Source organism: Enterobacter sp. IF2SW-B1, assembly GCF_001743375.1.
GTDB classification, from domain to species: Bacteria; Pseudomonadota; Gammaproteobacteria; order Enterobacterales; family Enterobacteriaceae; genus Enterobacter; species Enterobacter bugandensis.
On record NZ_MJAA01000004.1, the window covers coordinates 241,235 to 257,876 of the forward strand.

Annotated in this window: 14 protein-coding genes and 2 tRNA genes; 8 read left to right on the forward strand and 8 right to left on the reverse strand. The window is 57.1% G+C overall.

Annotated elements, in window-relative coordinates; translation table 11 throughout:
- Nucleotides 1-32 precede the first annotated feature (32 nt).
- The 6 genes from A6013_RS11155 (at nt 33) to A6013_RS11180 (ending at nt 8,238) form a co-directional block, all read left to right on the forward strand.
- Nucleotides 33-1,775, forward strand: a complete 1,743-nt coding sequence (locus tag A6013_RS11155) for an IucA/IucC family siderophore biosynthesis protein (protein WP_069733059.1) — start codon at nt 33-35, stop codon at nt 1,773-1,775.
- Nucleotides 1,775-2,722: a GNAT family N-acetyltransferase gene (locus A6013_RS11160; RefSeq protein ID WP_028013731.1), complete on the forward strand. Its 948-nt coding sequence runs from the start codon at nt 1,775-1,777 to the stop codon at nt 2,720-2,722. Before A6013_RS11155 ends, A6013_RS11160 begins: the two co-directional genes overlap by 1 nt.
- Nucleotides 2,719-4,461 carry an IucA/IucC family siderophore biosynthesis protein gene (iucC, locus tag A6013_RS11165; RefSeq protein ID WP_069733060.1) on the forward strand — a complete coding sequence of 581 codons (1,743 nt, stop codon included), beginning with the start codon at nt 2,719-2,721 and terminating at the stop codon, nt 4,459-4,461. The genes A6013_RS11160 and iucC overlap by 4 nt, the downstream gene beginning before the upstream one ends.
- On the forward strand, nt 4,458-5,783 hold the full coding sequence (locus A6013_RS11170; RefSeq protein WP_069733061.1) for a lysine N(6)-hydroxylase/L-ornithine N(5)-oxygenase family protein: 1,326 nt from the start codon (nt 4,458-4,460) through the stop codon (nt 5,781-5,783). The genes iucC and A6013_RS11170 overlap by 4 nt, the downstream gene beginning before the upstream one ends.
- Before the next feature lie 26 nt (nt 5,784-5,809).
- The gene (locus tag A6013_RS11175) at nt 5,810-7,999 is read left to right on the forward strand and encodes a TonB-dependent siderophore receptor (RefSeq protein ID WP_069733062.1); all 2,190 of its coding nucleotides are present in this window, start codon (nt 5,810-5,812) and stop codon (nt 7,997-7,999) included.
- A 163-nt stretch (nt 8,000-8,162) separates the two neighbouring features.
- A tRNA-Asn gene (locus A6013_RS11180) sits at nt 8,163-8,238 on the forward strand.
- A 54-nt stretch (nt 8,239-8,292) separates the two neighbouring features.
- On the opposite strand, the gene A6013_RS11185 is transcribed toward A6013_RS11180, so the two are convergent.
- The 4 genes from A6013_RS11185 to A6013_RS11200 form a co-directional block, all read right to left on the reverse strand.
- Nucleotides 8,293-8,625, reverse strand: coding sequence for a type II toxin-antitoxin system PemK/MazF family toxin (locus A6013_RS11185; RefSeq protein WP_049138518.1), 333 nt, complete (start codon nt 8,623-8,625; stop codon nt 8,293-8,295).
- Nucleotides 8,626-8,883, reverse strand: coding sequence for an antitoxin (locus A6013_RS11190; protein WP_041909206.1), 258 nt, complete (start codon nt 8,881-8,883; stop codon nt 8,626-8,628).
- A 276-nt stretch (nt 8,884-9,159) separates the two neighbouring features.
- Nucleotides 9,160-10,119, reverse strand: coding sequence for a zinc-binding alcohol dehydrogenase family protein (locus A6013_RS11195; RefSeq protein WP_069733063.1), 960 nt, complete (start codon nt 10,117-10,119; stop codon nt 9,160-9,162).
- A 48-nt stretch (nt 10,120-10,167) separates the two neighbouring features.
- The gene (locus A6013_RS11200) at nt 10,168-10,557 is read right to left on the reverse strand and encodes a RidA family protein (RefSeq protein WP_041909204.1); all 390 of its coding nucleotides are present in this window, start codon (nt 10,555-10,557) and stop codon (nt 10,168-10,170) included.
- Between the two features lie 141 nt (nt 10,558-10,698).
- On the opposite strand from A6013_RS11200, the gene A6013_RS11205 reads away from it, so the two are divergent.
- Nucleotides 10,699-11,619, forward strand: coding sequence for a LysR family transcriptional regulator (locus A6013_RS11205; protein WP_069733064.1), 921 nt, complete (start codon nt 10,699-10,701; stop codon nt 11,617-11,619).
- A gap of 160 nt (nt 11,620-11,779) precedes the next feature.
- On the opposite strand, the gene A6013_RS11210 is transcribed toward A6013_RS11205, so the two are convergent.
- The 3 genes from A6013_RS11210 to nac all read right to left on the reverse strand — a co-directional run bounded on the left by A6013_RS11210 (nt 11,780) and on the right by nac (nt 15,194).
- Nucleotides 11,780-13,066 (reverse strand): hypothetical protein, encoded by a 1,287-nt coding sequence (locus A6013_RS11210; RefSeq protein ID WP_069733065.1) that lies wholly within the window; start codon nt 13,064-13,066, stop codon nt 11,780-11,782.
- 163 nt (nt 13,067-13,229) lie between these two features.
- Nucleotides 13,230-14,180, reverse strand: coding sequence for an HTH-type transcriptional regulator Cbl (gene cbl, locus A6013_RS11215; protein WP_069733066.1), 951 nt, complete (start codon nt 14,178-14,180; stop codon nt 13,230-13,232).
- Between the two features lie 96 nt (nt 14,181-14,276).
- Nucleotides 14,277-15,194 carry a nitrogen assimilation transcriptional regulator NAC gene (gene nac, locus A6013_RS11220; protein WP_028013742.1) on the reverse strand — a complete coding sequence of 306 codons (918 nt, stop codon included), beginning with the start codon at nt 15,192-15,194 and terminating at the stop codon, nt 14,277-14,279.
- Between the two features lie 320 nt (nt 15,195-15,514).
- On the opposite strand from nac, the gene A6013_RS11225 reads away from it, so the two are divergent.
- Nucleotides 15,515-15,590, forward strand: a tRNA-Asn gene (locus A6013_RS11225).
- 145 nt (nt 15,591-15,735) lie between these two features.
- Here the strand turns inward: A6013_RS11225 and ldtA are convergent.
- Complete coding sequence (ldtA, locus tag A6013_RS11230) at nt 15,736-16,632, reverse strand: L,D-transpeptidase (protein WP_069733067.1); 897 nt, start codon at nt 16,630-16,632, stop codon at nt 15,736-15,738.
- Nucleotides 16,633-16,642: the final 10 nt, after the last annotated feature.

A 16,642-nucleotide genomic window follows, 5' to 3' on the forward strand; every position in this document is an offset into this window, starting at 1 on the left:
AATTATTATCAGTCATGGAATGAGGTACATCTATGCGTGCTCTGCCCCGCTCTGCCGGTACAGACGTTGCAGCCCAGTGTTTTTTAAACGCCCTGTTACGCGAAACGAAGGACTGGCGCTATCTCCCCGCAGCTGCAGCGGATGAGTTAGCGCACATTCATATTCCACTCTCTTCCTCCCAGGCCCTTCGGGTTCCGGTACGCTATTTCTCCCCAACCCAGCATCATCAGTACCGTTTCCCGGCAACGCTTATTCAGAGCGATAGCGACAGCGGTGACGCCGTCACATTCACTCAACTGATTGATCTAATTCTTGAAAAACCCTCAGTAAAAGGCTCACTGGATGACGATACGCTGACGCGTTTTAAACAGCGCGCGCTGGGAAGTCATACCCATACCTGGCAGGCGATTGATTTGCGTCACGGCTGGGCAACGCTGCGCGACAAGCCGCTGACGTTTGCCGAAGCGGAACAGGCGCTGCTGGTGGGCCACGCGTTTCACCCTGCGCCAAAATCCCACGAGCCCTTCAACGAAACCGAGGCGCGCCGGTATCTGCCGGATTTCGGCTCCCGCTTCCCGCTGCGCTGGTTTGCCGTTGAGAGCACGCTCGTTGCCGGCGACAGCCTTAACGTCTCCCTGCGCGAGCGTCTGCTGCGCTTCGCCGCCCAGAGCGCGCCCGATCTGCTCGGCCACTTCACCGACACCCGCTGGCTGCTGCCGATGCATCCGTGGCAGGCCGACTATCTGCTGGAGCAGGATTGGTGTCAGCGTCTGGCGGCAAACGGTTCATTACAGGACCTGGGTGAAGCGGGCGCACAGTGGCTGCCCACCAGCTCATCCCGCTCGCTGTACAGCGAGACCAACAGCGACATGATTAAGTTCTCCCTCAGCGTGCGCCTGACCAACTCCATGCGCACGCTGTCGGTGAAAGAGGTGAAGCGCGGCATGCGCCTGGCGCGTCTGGCAAAAACGGAACGCTGGCAAGATTTACAGGCCCGCTACCCGACCATGCGCGTGATGCAGGAAGACGGCTGGGCAGGACTGCGTGATGAAAGCGGCGTCATTCAGGAAGAGAGCCTGATGGCCCTGCGCGTTAACCTGCTGTTCGATACGCCAGACACCCAGACCAACGTGCTGGTCAGCCTGACGCAGGCCGCGCCTGACGGCGGCGACAGCCTGCTGGCCGCAGCGGTGCGCCGTCTTAGCCAGCGTCTGGATTTACCGCTCGCCCAGGCCGCCCGCTGCTGGCTGGACGCCTACTGCGACCGCGTGTTGCTTCCGCTGTTCAGCGCCGAGGCGGACTACGGTCTGGTGCTGCTGGCGCACCAGCAAAATATCCTCGTTGAGATGCAGCAGGATTTCCCCGTCGGGCTGATCTACCGCGACTGCCAGGGCAGCGCCTGGACCGAAGGGGCCGACGCGTGGCTGAAAGAGGCGGGCGAAACCGACGTGGAAAACCGCTTCGGTGAAAGCCAGCTGCTGCGCTACTTCCCTTATTACCTGCTGCTGAACTCCACCCTTGCGGTCACCGCCGCTCTCGCCGCCGCCGGTTTCGACAGCGAAGAGCACCTGATGTCCCGCGTGCGTGACGCGCTGGCCGGGCTGCGCACGACGGCGAAGCAGACCCGCTGCCTCGACTACGTGCTCGACAGCCCGACCTGGAACTGCAAAGGCAACTTCTTCTGCTACCTGCACGATCGCAATGAGAACACCATCGTCGATCCGGCGGTGATCTATTTCGACTTTAGCAACCCGTTTTACAAGGAGAAGGCGTGATGGCCATCGCGAATATCGTCCATTCCGGCTACGGCTTTCGCTGCACCGCAACGGAACAAAACCTGCCGCTGACGCTGGGTCTTGACGGCAGCGCGGTGCTGGAGCGTCTGACCGGGATCCCGGCCGGCTGGCTGGTGGAAGCCCTCGATCAGCTGTTTGTTGCCGCGCCGGCCCTGACCGGCATTACCCTGCCGTGGGCGGACTGGCAGGATGAACCCCAGGCGCAGGCGCTGTTTAGCCAGGCCCACGGGGATTATCTGGCGCGAGAAACCTTCTGGCAGCTGCCGCTGTGGCTGCAAGGCGAACGTCCGCAGGCAAGCGGTGGGATGCAGTTTGATGAGAGCCGCCAGCTGTACTTCCCGCTGCGTCCTCGTCGCCCACAGGGCGAGGTGTATCGCCGTTACGATCCGCAAATCAAGCGCACTTTGAGCTTCCGCGTGGCGGACGTGGCGCTGGACGGTGAGCGTTTCACTCAATGGATGAATAACCCGCGCGTGAACGCCTTCTGGGAGATGGCGGGCCCGCAGGCCGAGCAGGAAAACTACCTGCGCCGCCAGCTTGACTCGACCTACTGCTACCCGGTTATCGGCTGCTTCGACGACCAGCCGTTTGGCTATTTTGAACTCTACTGGGCGGCAGAAGACCGCATTGGCCGCCACTACCGCTGGCAGCCGTTTGACCGCGGGCTGCACATGCTGGTGGGCGAAGAAAACTGGCGCGGCGCGCAGTACATCCGCAGCTGGCTGCGCGGCCTGAGCCACTATCTGTATCTCGATGAACCGCGCACCGCGCGCATCGTGGCCGAGCCGCGCTTCGACAACCAGCGCCTGTTCCGCCATCTGGCCTCCGCCGGTTTCGACACGGTGAAAGAGTTCGACTTCCCGCACAAGCGCTCGCGCCTCATCATGAGCCAGCGTCACCGCTTCTTCAGCGAGGTGGGCCTGTGAACGCGCTCTGGCAGAAAGTGAACCGCGAGATGGTGGCGAAGATCCTCGCGGAGCTGGAATACGAACGCACCCTGCGCGCTGAGCCCGTTTCATCGGACGGCTGGCGCATCGCCATGGGCAACGAGTCCTGGCAGTTTCGCGCCGCGCGCGGGATCTGGGGCTGGCTGCATATCGACCCGGACAGCCTGACCACCGCCAGCGGCGCCGTCGTGGAAGCGGAAAGCGCGCTGCTGCAGCTGGCGACGGTGCTGGAGATGAGCGACGCGCAAACGGCGGAGCACATGGAAGATCTCTACGCCACGCTGCGCGGCGACATGCAGCTGCTGCAGGCGCGTGAAGCGCTGGACGCGGACGCGCTGATCCACCTCGACCCGGACGAATTACAGTGTCTGATGAGCGGCCACCCGAAGTTTATTTTCAACAAAGGCCGCCGCGGCTGGGGTCTGGACGCGCTGCGCCAGTACGCGCCGGAATACCGCGGGCGCTTCCGCCTGCACTGGGTCGCCGTCCAGCGTGAACATCTGGTCTGGAGCAGCGACGCCGATTGCGACATTCACGCTCTGCTGGCCAGCACCATGGACGATGCCGAGCGCGCCCGGTTTGACGCTCGCTGGCAGGCGCTGGGTCTCGACGACGGCTGGCTGCCCGTGCCGCTGCACCCGTGGCAGTGGCAGCAAAAAATTGCCATTCATTTTCTTGCGCAGCTGGCGCGCGGTGAAATGGTAGAGCTGGGCGAGTTTGGCGATGAGTATCTGGCCCAGCAGTCCCTGCGCACGCTCACCAACGCCAGCCGTCGCGCGCCGTATGACATCAAGCTGCCGCTGACCATCTACAACACCTCCTGCTATCGCGGCATTCCGGGCAAGTACATTGCCACCGGTCCTCTGGCCTCGCGCTGGCTGCAGCAGCAGTTCGCCGCTGACGCCACGCTGATCCGCTCTGGCGCGCAGGTGCTGGGCGAACCCGCCGCCGGGTATCTGTTGCATCCGGGTTACGCGGCGCTGCCGAAAGCGCCCTACCGCTATCAGGAGATGCTGGGCGTGATCTGGCGCGAGAACCCATCCTGTTATCTGCAGGACGGCGAACAGGCGGTGCTGATGGCGGCGCTAATGGAAACCGACAACGCCGGGCGCCCGCTGATCGACGCGTGGATTAAACGCTCGGGGTTAAGCGCCGACGCGTGGCTGGAAAAGCTGTTCGAGGCAACGGTGATCCCGTTCTACCACCTGCTCTGCCGCTACGGCGTGGCGCTGATTGCCCACGGCCAGAACGTGACGCTGGTGATGAAGGACTACGTCCCGCAGCGCATCCTGCTGAAGGATTTCCAGGGCGATATGCGCCTGGTGGACGAGGATTTCCCACAGGCGCAGAGCCTGCCGGAGCAGGTAAAAGCGGTGACGGCGCGCCTGAGCGCGGATTACATCATCCACGACCTGCAAACCGGCAACTTTGTGACGGTGCTGCGCTTTATTTCACGCCTCACGCTGCAAAGCGGCGTCAGCGAAACGCGTTTCTATCAGATCCTCGCCGGGGTGCTGCACCGCTATATGGCCGCGCATCCGGAGCTTGCGGAGCGCTTTGCGAAATTCGATCTGTTTAAGCCGCAGATTATTCGCGTGATCCTCAACCCGGTCAAACTGACCTTCTCCGAACACGACGGCGGCAGCCGCATGCTGCCGAACTACGTTACCGATCTTGATAACCCTCTTTTTCTGGCCTCCCGGGAGTCCGCGCAATGAAAACCTATGATTTCATCGGCATTGGTATTGGCCCGTTTAACCTCAGCGTCGCCGCCCTCGCAGAAGGTCTGGACGGCTTTAGCTCGCTGTTCCTTGAGCGTAAACCGCACTTCTCGTGGCACCCGGGCATGATGGTGCCGGACTGCCACATGCAGACCAGCTTCCTGAAGGATCTGGTCAGCGCCGTGGAGCCGACCAACCGCCACAGCTTTCTGAACTACCTGGTGCAGCGCAAAAAGTTCTACCGCTTCCTGACCACCGAGCAGCGCACGGTTTCCCGCGAAGAGTTTGCGGACTACCTGTGCTGGGCGGCGGACAACCTCACCAATCTCGCCTTCAGCCAGCAGGTGCAGCAGGTGAGCTTTGATGAGAAAAACGGCCTGTTTGAGGTGGTGACCCAGCGCGACCGCTTCCTGGCGCGCCACGTCTGCGTGGGGATTGGCAAACAGATCAACCTGCCTGACTGCGTCACGGCGCAGGACGATACCTGCTTCCACGCCAGCGAGATGATGCTGCGCACGCCGGATCTCGCCGGCAAGCGCGTCACCGTTGTCGGCGGCGGCCAGAGCGGCGCCGACCTGTTCCTGAATATTTTCCGTGGCGAATGGGGCCAGCCGCTGAGCCTGAACTGGGTCTCGCGCCGCAACAACTACAACGCGCTTGATGAAGCCGCCTTTGCTAACGAGTATTTCACGCCGGAGTATGTGGACAGCTTCTCCACGCTCGGTGAAGAGGCGCGTCGTCAGATGCTGCACGAGCAGAAGATGACCTCCGACGGCATCACCACCGAGTCCCTGCTGGCGATTTACCGCGCCATGTACCACCGCTTCGAAGTGCTGCGTGAAAAACCCTGGGCGCACCTGATGCCGTCCCGCTCGGTGACTGCCCTGACGCGTCAGGAAACCGGACATCGCCTGAGCATTCAGCATCACCTCGACGGCGGCCACGAGCAGCTGGAGAGCGACGTGGTGATTTTCGCCACCGGCTACCGCGCCGTGCAGCCCGCGTTCCTTGCGCCGCTGTCTCACCGCCTGCATCTGGATGCGGACGAAGCGTTCTGCATTAACAACGATTTCACCCTCGAATGGGACGGTCCGCAGAGCAACCGCCTGTTCGCCGTGAACGCCGGGATGCACCGTCTCGGCATTGCCGAACCCCAGCTCAGCCTGATGGCCTGGCGCGCGGCGCGAATTCTGAATCGCGCACATGCCGACGAGCCGTTTGAACTGGCCACCACCCCTGGCGTTATCCACTGGCGGAGCACCACCAGCCCGGAGAGCAGCCAGGTTTTTAAATCGTTAGCAAAAACCACTGAGTACTGACACACACAATCAGGATCAACATAACAATGAAACGTTCTCATCTTTGGGTTTTAAATCCTTGCTTGCTTGCAATGCTTTCTACCTCTGCGTGGGCGGAAGAACAAAAGGAAGAAAATATCGTGGTCTCTGCCAGCCGCGCGCACCGCAGCGTGGCCGAGATGGCGCAGACCACCTGGGTCATTGAACGCTCTGAGATCGAGCAGCAGGTTCAGGGCGGGAAAGAGATTAAAGAGGTGCTGGCGCAGCTGATCCCGGGTATGGACGTCAGCAGCCAGGGGCGTACCAACTACGGCATGAACCTGCGCGGCCGCTCCATGATGGTGATGGTGGACGGCGTGCGCCTGAACTCGTCCCGCAGCGACAGCCGCCAGCTCGACTCCATCGACCCGTTCAACATTGACCGCATCGAAGTCATCTCCGGCGCCACGTCACTGTACGGCGGCGGAAGCACCGGCGGCCTGGTGAACATCGTCACCAAAAAGGGCCAGCCGGAGACCGAAGTTGAGTTCCAGACCGGAGCAAAAAGCGGGTTTAACAGCCACAATGACCACGATGAGAACGTGTCGGCTGCGGTCAGCGGCGGCAACGACAACGCCTCCGGTCGTCTGTCGGTGTCGTATCAGCGCTACGGCGGCTGGTATGACGGCAACGGCGATGAGGTGATCATCGACAACACCCAGACCGGCCTCCAGTATTCCGACCGTATTGATGTGATGGGAACAGGCACCCTCAACATCGACGATCACCAGCAGCTGCAGCTCACTACCCAGTACTACAAGAGCGAGTCCGACGGCAAGCATGGGCTGTATCTCGGGAAGAACTTCTCGGCGGTAACGGGCGATGCCACCGCGTACAACAAGGATAATCTCGACTCTGACCGCGTGCCGGGCACCGAGCGCCATTTGATTAACCTGCAGTACTCCAATACTGATTTCTGGGGCCAGGATCTGGTCGCGCAGATTTACTACCGTGACGAGAGCCTGACCTACTACCCGTTCCCGACCCTGACCAAAGGCGTGGTGAGCAGCATCGGCGCGTCGCAGCAGAAAACCGATTTTTACGGCGGCAAGCTGACACTGAACAGCAAGCCGGTGGACGATTTGACGCTGACCTGGGGCGTCGATGCCGACCACGAAACGTTCGATGCCAACCAGCAGTTCTTTGACCTGAGCAAAGCGGCGGCGAGCGGCGGCATGGAACTGGACAACGCCTACAACGTGGGCCGTTATCCGGGCTACAGCATCACCAACCTCGCTCCGTTCCTGCAGGCGAGCTATGACATTGACGCCATCACCCTGAGCGGCGGCGTGCGCTACCAGTACACCGAAAACAAGGTGGATGATTTTGTTGGCTACACCCAGCAGCAAGCCATCGCCACCGGGAAAGCCACCTCCGCCGACGCGGTGCCGGGCGGGAAAACCGATTACAACAACTTCCTGTTTAACGCCGGGATCCTCGGTCGTCTGACCGAACAGCAGCAGCTGTGGTTTAACTTCTCCCAGGGCTTTGAAATTCCGGATCTGGCGAAGTACTACGGCTCCGGCACCTACCAACTCAGCAACGGCCACTATCGCCTGCTGAACAGCGTGAACGTCAACGACTCAACGCTGGACGGCATCAAGGTCAACGCCTACGAGCTGGGCTGGCGCTTCACCGGTGACAACCTGCGCACGCAGGTCGCGGCGTATTACTCGCTCTCGGATAAAACCATCACCATCAACAAGACAGATATGACCATCAACCTGGAAGACGATAAGCGTCGTATCTACGGGATTGAAGGCCAGGTGGACTATTTCTTCACCGACAGCGACTGGAGCACCGGCGCGAACTTTAACGCCATCAAGTCTGAAACCCGCGAAAACGGGAAGTGGGAGAAGCTGACGGTCGACAGCGCCAGCCCGTCGAAAGCCAGCGCATGGGTGAACTGGGCGCCGGGCGACTGGACCCTGCGCGTGCAGAGCACGCAGACCTTTGACGTGTCTGACGCTGACGGCAAGAAGATCGATGGCTATAACACGGTCGATTTCCTGGGCAGCTACGCCCTGCCGGTGGGGAAAGTCAGCTTCAGCGTGGAAAACCTGCTGGACAAAGACTACACCACCGCCTGGGGCCAGCGCGCGCCGGGACTGTATAGCCCAACCTACGGTGCACCGGGCCTGTACACCTACAAAGGCCGAGGACGTACGTTTGGTCTGAACTACTCCGTACTGTTCTGATCCTTCGCGCCGCCTGCGGGCGGCGCATTTCGTTGTGTAATTTCAACGCAAATTTGCTATAAAATCAGCGATTTGCTGAAATAGTCGGCAAACGAACAAAAAGCGCGTTTTCACCCTTTGACAAGGCGTACCGAGGTCGATAATATCGCCTCGTTCACACGATTCCTCTGTAGTTCAGTCGGTAGAACGGCGGACTGTTAATCCGTATGTCACTGGTTCGAGTCCAGTCAGAGGAGCCAAATTTGAAAAGCCTGCTTTTGAAGCAGGCTTTTTGCTTTTCTGCGTCTTTGATGCTAACTCAGAATTGCATCCAGCCTGGCAAGCACTTCATTTATAACAGCATCAGGTATGCGTTCCAGCCGCATGCCGTTTCGGGCAGCCATATCAATAGTTCTGGGCTGGTCGCAGCGAATAACGCCCATCGTTTTTGTCCCCGCCCCTTCCAGTGAAACGGTGAAACCTGCCGTGCGAGCAAAGTTACCGCCGCTGGTGACGGGAACCACTACCGGTAGCCGGGTCAGCTTGTTAAACGATGCCTTCGACACGATGAGAACCGGACGTTTTCCGCTTTGCTCGTGGCCTGCAATCGGATCCAGTGAAACAAGCCAGATTTCCCCTCTGTCCATTTACAGGATCTCCTTTCCTACCGCAGGCGCATCAATCCATTCCCGATCCTCTTCACTCATTTCAGCGTGCGGATCGCACTGCGCCAGCAGCTCCTCAAGCGAATAATGAGGCCGTTTTTGGGGTTCAATGATCAGGCAGCCATTGTTAATGGTCATGCCGACTTCGCTGTCCGTCGACAGCTCCAGCGTTTTCAACACGGCGGGAGGAACCGCCAACATGATGGATCCGCCGACCTTTTTCAGGCGAGTTTTATACATAGCGCACCTCCTAATATTATATTTTAATATAACATTTATGCCAGGAGATGCGCAGTTATTCATCAGATTCATGGTGATTTCCTTTTCGTAATTAAGTGGGCAGAGAGCCGTTATCCATCGAAGGGCAGCGCTGGTGGGAACGAATTGCGTCACTAAGAAGGCTGATAATAAAAAACTGTTTTTACGGTTAAAAGAATTATGGCGGATCGGATAAACGAAATGCGAGGCGGCTTCCGCATCGGGAGAATGGTGGGGGCCAGGCTAAGGTCAACCCCATCATGGCTTCATAACAATACGGCCAAGCGGTTTCGCTGTCTCGGCGTATTCATGGGCGGCGGCGGCGTTAGCCAGGGGGAAGATGCGGTCAATGACAACCCTGATGCGCCCTGCCGCTACAGCCTGCAACATCTCGTCCACGCTTGCCCGAACCTCAGGCCTTTCAAAAAGGGGGCCCATGAATACCCCCATGAGCGTCTGGTTAGACTGCATTGCCGGCCATAAGTCGGCTGTCAGGCTGCCACCGCCCGCATTACCGACGAAAACGAGACGCCCTTCCGGCGCGAGTGCAGAAAGCGACGCAGGCAACGTCGTCCCTACCGGATCGATGACGAGGTTAACACCGGTGCCACGAGTGACCTGTCGGACACTCTCCACGACGTTATTCTCTACACGATCCACAACATGATCGGCCCCCAGTTCCAGCAACCGGTTTTGTCGCTGCGTTCCGCTTGCCACGGCGATGACCGTCGCGCCAGCTTGTGAGGCAAGCTGAACGGCCGCGAGCCCCACGCCACCCGCTGCTGCCTGAATCAGAACGGTTTCTCCGTGCCGGAGCATGCCTCGTGTGAAGAGGCAGTGATATGCTGTTCCAAAGGAGATCGGCACCACCGCCGCTTCTGCTGCATCCACTCCGTCTGGTATAAGCCAGGTTCGTTCCGCAGGCACAGCCCAACGTTCCGCATGCGATCCCTGCATGCTAAAAGCAGTCACTCTGTCTCCAACCTTGCGGCTACGGACTTTCGACCCGACGGCAACCACCGTCCCCGCGGCCGCGTAGCCAACGATCCATGAAGGAAAAGGCGGCGGAGTTGAACGTCGGTTGATCAGATCTCCCCCTTCAATTGAGATAGCCTCGACTGAAATCAGCACATCGTCAGCCCCTGCGACCGGATCCGGAACATCGACATATTGCAGGACGCCGGGAGCGCCTTCCTCGTCATAAACCGCTGCCTTCATAAATTTTCCTCTGTCTCGTCTTTTGACCGTCAGAAAGATCCGTAACGCTCAGGGTAGCCTGGCAATCACTTTTATCTCAAACTGGAATCCGTACAGCCACGTCACGCCGATCCCGGTCAAGGTTGGGTAAGGTGCTTCCCCCCAGTATTCTGGCAGGACACTCCAGATAGCGTCGAGGTTTGACTCGGGATCGACAACAAAAAGGGTAACGTCAACTACGTCATCGAACGTGCAGCCCGCAGCCGTGAGAACAGCATTAAGGTTATCAAACGCCAGACGGATCTGCGCTTTTATATCCTCTTCAGGCGAACCATCTTCCCGGCTACCCACCTGCCCCGAAACAAACAAGAAGCCATTAGATTTGATGGCCGGTGAATAGCGATTGCGCTCATAAAGCGCCTGGCGCCCGAAGGGAAAAACGGCTTCGCGTGTTGTCATATTTGTACCTTTGTAATGGGGCAAACTCTGCCCGGTGAACGTAAAGAGACTTTACAGCTGCTGAAGCAGAGGGATAAACAGGCGACTTTGTCCATCATTGTTTGTAATATCCAAACAATCGGTGAAAAGAGAGGACATGGGATGGATCGTTTTGATGCGATGCGCGCCTTTGCTCGCGTGGTGGAGGCAGGCAGCTTCACAAAGGCTGCCCAAACGCTCCATATGAGCAAAACCACGGTGACGCAGCTTATTCAGCAGCTGGAAGCGCGCCTGCGCGTCAAGCTGCTCCATCGCACCACCCGCAGGCTCGGCGTCACTCCCGATGGCGCGGTCTACTACGAGCGCGTTATCCGCCTGCTGGCGGACATGGAAGATGCAGAAAACAGCCTGTCCAGTGCGGCGATGACGCCCAGGGGACGCCTAAGGGTGGATGTGCCCACTCCTCTCGCCCGCCTTGTGCTGGTGCCCGCGCTACCGGCTTTTCACGCGCGCTACCCTGATATCCAGTTTGACATGGGCGTAAGTGACCGGGTGGTGGATCTGATCGGCGACAACGTGGATTGCGTCCTGCGGGGTGGCGAAATCAATGACCAGTCACTGATCGCGCGCCATGTCGGCGATTTGCAAATCGGTGTTTACGTCGCACCGAGTTATGTGGAACGCCTCGGTGCCCCCGCGCATCCGCGAGAGCTGGAAAACACGGACCATCGCATCGTGGGATTCTTGTCCTCACGCACCGGTAAGATTGATCCTCTGGTACTGCGCTGTGAGAGTGAACGCATTGAAATTACGGGCAACTATGTGCTTGCTGTGGATGATGGCAATGCTTACCTCGAAGCTGGGCTAGCGGGATTGGGCGTGATTGCGCTGCCGGTCTATATGGCGGCAGCACATCAGGCTCGCGGTGCCTTGATTCCGCTATTTGAACGCTGGCGTATTGCTCCAATGCCCCTGTACCTGGCATTCCCGCCTAACCGCCATGTCAACGCTAAACTGCGCGTTTTTATTGACTGGATCGTTGAGTTGATGCAGCAGCATGTCCCTACTTCTACCATTAAGTGACTACATCTATTCGCTCATCACCGCCGATTGGTGGTCATTCAGGCGGTTTTGACAGAAAGGGAAATATTTATTTGTCTGTTACTGGCAAAGTCGAACCCATTCAGAGGAGCCATTTTTGAAAAGCCTGCTTTTGAAGCCGGCTTTTTGCATCTGTGACCCACTAATTGTTACCAAGCGGATTCTTTTCACAGGCAATACCGCAAATGCCCTCAAGTTCGGCTTCGAGTGTTTTAACCAACGATTGAAGATAGTCTGGCCCTTCCTGATACTGGCGACGTTGTAACTGGTATTCTTCGGTAGAGAGCAAAGTTAATCGTTCTTTGACTCGCTCACCGCATGACGCTATCTCTTCAATAAAATCAATATCATAAAATGGAAGAATTTCTTTAGTTTTGTTATTAAAAACGATGACTTTGACGCTATGAGCATCCAGAACTTCAATGAATTTTTTATCACAGGTTAAGATTGCGGGAAAAAAGAATGCCGCGTTTTTATCAATATTTAAGGTAATAACAAATTCGAGAAAGCGCTGATGGCGAAGATCCCAGGCCATACCTCTAACGTACTCCCAAAATCCCGCCGTATTACGGTTCACTTTGTGAAAAAAGGCTTCCTTAGAACCATTTTCAAAAAAACGCTTAGCGAGCAAAATCTCTCTAATGCCAAAGAAATGGGCTTCATTGTGAGTAAATTCTAGCAGTTCGAGTAATTTTTCCTGCACCTGCTTAGCACTTGTTTTTGGGTTCCGCAGGTGAATCGCGCACATTTTTAACACATATACATATAAGCGATTATAGTCACGAGCCAGCTCTTCCATTAGCGACTTATTTATAAACTCATAATTTTTACGTGCCATATATTGCTGCGTTTTAGCTATAATTTCCTGTTCAGACACATTAAATTTTAACTGCCTATGCTGCTGCCAAGCCGCAACATCCAGGTTGCGTAACATCTCATAAGCTCTAATGCGTTCGAAGATTTTTTCCTGTTTATTGAGATCGCTAAAATTACAAAGATTTTCGAGTTCATACAGCAAAGGATCAACATTGACTTCCTCTCTGGCGATGAAGTCAAAAATTTCTTCAAAATCATCGGGAAGTCGCGATCTTTGCCCTTCAAAGAAAGGCTTAAGATAACTTAATACCTGCGTATCGAGCGAGATAGAATAGTCGATGGGAAATGTAACGCGGTTACCAGAGATAAACATTTCTCTGAATATGTCTGGTGTAAGAATAAACACATGCGGCGTTTTGAATAAGCTACGCACGGCAGAACCACTGCTGAAGTTCCTCTTAACCGATAAGCCCGGAGTCGCACCTTTCTCCGCTGCAAAAATGAAGGTATAATCGTCAAGATAGTGGTAATAGAGTGCATATTGTTGAACAGCTGCCTCAAGATTTCCTGAGTGGCAGATATCATAAATAAAATAATGAATAACATTTGCCATTGTGCCCTCCCGGCATCGACGTAGCCTCCATTTTTAACACGCCTAAGCTTTTGCTATCAATATATTCAGTATTTATTCCTGCATGCATACTTCATAAAATTTATGCCGCGATACTAACGCACCGGGCATAAACGATAACAGACTGCTTGCCTAAGTTGCATTATTAAATCTGATAATCAATCGCCACTTCTTCCGGCTCCATCACCTGCCGTTTAATCTCATCCACCGACAGCCCGGCATTGCACAGCTCGATAAAGCGCCACACATAGTTGCGCTGCAGCTGCCCGCGCTTCAGGCCCAGCCAGACGGTGTTGGCGTCAAACAGATGCCGCGTGTCAAGACGCACCAGGTTCCCGTCTTCGCGTTCGCCGCTGGACTGTTCCGCCACCAGGCCAATGCCCAGACCCAGCTCGACGTAGGTTTTGATCACGTCAGAATCCTGCGCGCTCAGCACGATGTCCGGCGTTAACCCTTTACGATTGAAGGCCTCGTCAATTCGCGAGCGTCCGGTTATGCCCTGGCGATACGTAATCAGCGGCCATTTCGCGATCGCTTCCAGCGTCAGCGGTGAAACCTGATTCAGCGGATGATCGACCGGAAGCAATAAGCTGTGGTACCAGCGGAACCAGGGAAAGGCCACCAGCAGCGGGTCGTTGCTCAATCGCTCGCTGGCAATGCCGATATCTGCCCCACCGTTTTGCAGCAGCCCTTCAATTTCCTGCGGCGTGCCCTGGATAAGCTCCAGACGGACGTCAGGGAAAAGTTCGCGGAAGGCTTTAATTACCGGCGGCAGGCTGTAGCGCGCCTGGGTGTGGGTGGTGGCGATGGTGAGCACGCCCGAGGCATCGTTGGTGAAGAGATCCGCCAGACGCCGCACGTTGCTGGCCTCGTTGAGGATCCGCTCAGCGATGGCGAGCAACGCTTTACCGGGCTCCGTCATGCCGAGCAGGCGCTTGCCGCGGCGGATAAAGATCTCTATACCCAGCTCCTCTTCCAGCTCGCGGATATGGCGGCTGACGCCGGACTGAGAGGTATAAAGCATATTGGCGACCTCGGTCAGGTTGTAGTCCCGCCTGGCCGCCTCACGGATAATTTTAAGTTGCTGGAAATTCACGATTCACTCCGGCGCATCTGACATAGCTCTATTGTTAGAGTCAGCCGAGCTGCAGAACAAATAATAAAAACCAGCATCTTATGCTTTTATGGAATATCAGCTCACGAGCTGGAGCTCACGGTTCTCAAGCGACGGCTTGCTGACCAGCGACATTAAAATCTCTTTTACCGCCTGCGCCTGAGGCGACAGCGAGCCGCGAGCGGACATGTTCAGCGACAGCGGCAGGCTCATCGAAGGCGTGGTGATTCGCGCCATCCAGCCGTTTGCCGCACCGCACAGCGAGCGCGCGGCGGATTCCGGCAGTACGGTGACGCCCATTCCGCTGGCAATGGCTGCGGTCAGCGTGGAGATTGAGTCGATTTCGCCGATGATTTTGGCCGTCAGGCGGCGCAGGGAGAACGCTTCGTCGACACGCACGCGCACGGCGCTGTAGTCGCGCGGCAGATAGAGGTTCATCTCTGCCACGGCGGTAAGATCGACGCTCTGGCCCGGACAGTCGCGGGTGCCCACGAGGTAGAGATCTTCCTTGAGCAGCGGCTGGCTGGTGATCCCGGCAACCGGGGAGCGATCGTAAAGGACCGCCATGTCCAGCTGGCCGTTGAGCAGCTTGTCATTCAGTACAGAACCACTGTTTTCATGCAGATAGACCAGCACTTCCGGCAGCTCGGCGCGCACGGCCTGCAGAAGCGGCATGGTGATAGAGGAGGCCGCCGTTCCCGGCGCCAGCCCGATAGAAACGTGCCCGCTCAGGGTCTGGCCCACGTTGTTCACCGCCAGTTGCGCCTGTTCACACTGACGCAGGATAGTGCGGGCATGGGTATACAGGATCTTGCCTGCTTCCGTTGGCGTGACGCCGCGCTTGGTGCGGATCAGTAACTGCTGATCCATCTCGCCTTCCAGAGTAGCCACCTGCTGGCTCAGCGCAGGCTGCGCGATGTGCAGCACTTCTGCCGCTTGAGTCAGGCTGCCGATATCGACGATTTTTACGAAGTATTTCAGTCGTCTTAAGTTCATTTTGCCCCCTGTTCGAAATGCATTGCCGGTACTGGCTGTCGTTGTTGAACAGGTTTTGCAATATGAATGCCACTTTTACCGTGCGGTCTGAATTGTTCGCTAACCGCCTGAAAATAAGGAAACCTAATCATGGAGGGGTGATTTATTACTGAAACAGCAGTTTACGATCTGCCCCATTAGAGGTACATCCGCACCATTACGGTGCATTCCGCTGTCAAAAACATCATTTTGCCGATTTTGTCAGCAAACGATCAAAAGGCGTTGATCCACCCTTTGACAAGGCGAACGCAGGTCGATAATATGCGCCCCGTTCACACGATTCCTCTGTAGTTCAGTCGGTAGAACGGCGGACTGTTAATCCGTATGTCACTGGTTCGAGTCCAGTCAGAGGAGCCAAATTTGAAAAGTCTGCTTTTAAAGCAGGCTTTTTGCTTTTCTGCGCAAGGTAAATGCAAAACGGCAACTAGGTTGCCGTTTTTAGTGTGTTCCCCCTCTCCCGTGGGAGAGGGTTGGGGTGAGGGCACCAGCCCGCACTATGCCTTCACATGCCGATTTTAACCGGCATCCCCGACCGCCGTTCCAGTTCAGCGCCCGCCCCCTCGTTTATCAACTGTGTCTGCTGTGCGGCGGAGATGGGCAGAGGCACTTTCCGGCTCGATTCAAATTCCGCCCGGTTACGCGACAGCGGTTCGTGAACCTCCACCCAGCGGCTGCCGTCCGGCTCCGTGGTCACCTTAACGGGGCGATCGATAAGCTGCACGCGGGTGCCCACGGGGACATTATCGAAAAGATATTTAATGTCGTTGTTACGCAGACGAATACAGCCCTGGCTCACCCGCAGCCCAATGCCGAAATTGGAGTTTGTGCCGTGTATGGCATATAGCCTGCCGATATATATCGCATACAACCCCATCGGGTTATCCGGCCCGGCGGGCACGAAGGCGGGCAGCGTTTTCCCCTCTGCCGCATAGGCACGACGCGTGTTCGGCGTAGGTGACCAGGTGGGGCCCTCCTGCTTGCGCTCAACCGCCGTGACCCAGTTACGCGGAGTTTCGCGCCCGGCCTGACCGATGCCGATGGGCAGTACTTCAACGGTATTGCTGCCCGGCGGGTAATAGTAAAGACGCATTTCCGCCACGTTAACGACAATCCCCTCGCGCACGGTGTCGGGCAAAATCAGCTGCTGAGGAATGACCAGCCGGGTGCCGGATTTGGGCAAAAAAGGATCCACGCCCGGGTTCGCTTCCAGCATATTGCTGAGCCCCAGCCCGTGCTGCGCAGCAAAGGCCTCAAGCGGTAACGTATTGCGCTCGGGAACGGTGATGGTAATCGGGGTTCCCACCAGCCGACTGCCTTCCGGCGGTAGGGTATAGGTTACGGCAAACGCACTGGGAACAGCGGCACACAGCGTAAGGACGATCCAGGTAAGTCGCATCATAATTTCCTGT

Bases quoted from the DNA above. Each gene is read 5' to 3' on its own strand.
- A6013_RS11155 (WP_069733059.1), top strand. From the start codon at position 33: ATGCGTGCTCTGCCCCGCTCTGCCGGTACAGACGTTGCAGCCCAGTGT.
- A6013_RS11160 (WP_028013731.1), top strand. From the start codon at position 1,775: ATGGCCATCGCGAATATCGTCCATTCCGGCTACGGCTTTCGCTGCACC.
- A6013_RS11170 (WP_069733061.1), top strand. From the start codon at position 4,458: ATGAAAACCTATGATTTCATCGGCATTGGTATTGGCCCGTTTAACCTC.
- A6013_RS11175 (WP_069733062.1), top strand. From the start codon at position 5,810: ATGAAACGTTCTCATCTTTGGGTTTTAAATCCTTGCTTGCTTGCAATG.
- A6013_RS11185 (WP_049138518.1), bottom strand. From the start codon at position 8,625: ATGGACAGAGGGGAAATCTGGCTTGTTTCACTGGATCCGATTGCAGGC.
- A6013_RS11190 (WP_041909206.1), bottom strand. From the start codon at position 8,883: ATGTATAAAACTCGCCTGAAAAAGGTCGGCGGATCCATCATGTTGGCG.
- A6013_RS11195 (WP_069733063.1), bottom strand. From the start codon at position 10,119: ATGAAGGCAGCGGTTTATGACGAGGAAGGCGCTCCCGGCGTCCTGCAA.
- A6013_RS11200 (WP_041909204.1), bottom strand. From the start codon at position 10,557: ATGACAACACGCGAAGCCGTTTTTCCCTTCGGGCGCCAGGCGCTTTAT.
- A6013_RS11205 (WP_069733064.1), top strand. From the start codon at position 10,699: ATGGATCGTTTTGATGCGATGCGCGCCTTTGCTCGCGTGGTGGAGGCA.
- A6013_RS11210 (WP_069733065.1), bottom strand. From the start codon at position 13,066: ATGGCAAATGTTATTCATTATTTTATTTATGATATCTGCCACTCAGGA.
- nac (WP_028013742.1), bottom strand. From the start codon at position 15,194: ATGAACTTAAGACGACTGAAATACTTCGTAAAAATCGTCGATATCGGC.
- ldtA (WP_069733067.1), bottom strand. From the start codon at position 16,632: ATGATGCGACTTACCTGGATCGTCCTTACGCTGTGTGCCGCTGTTCCC.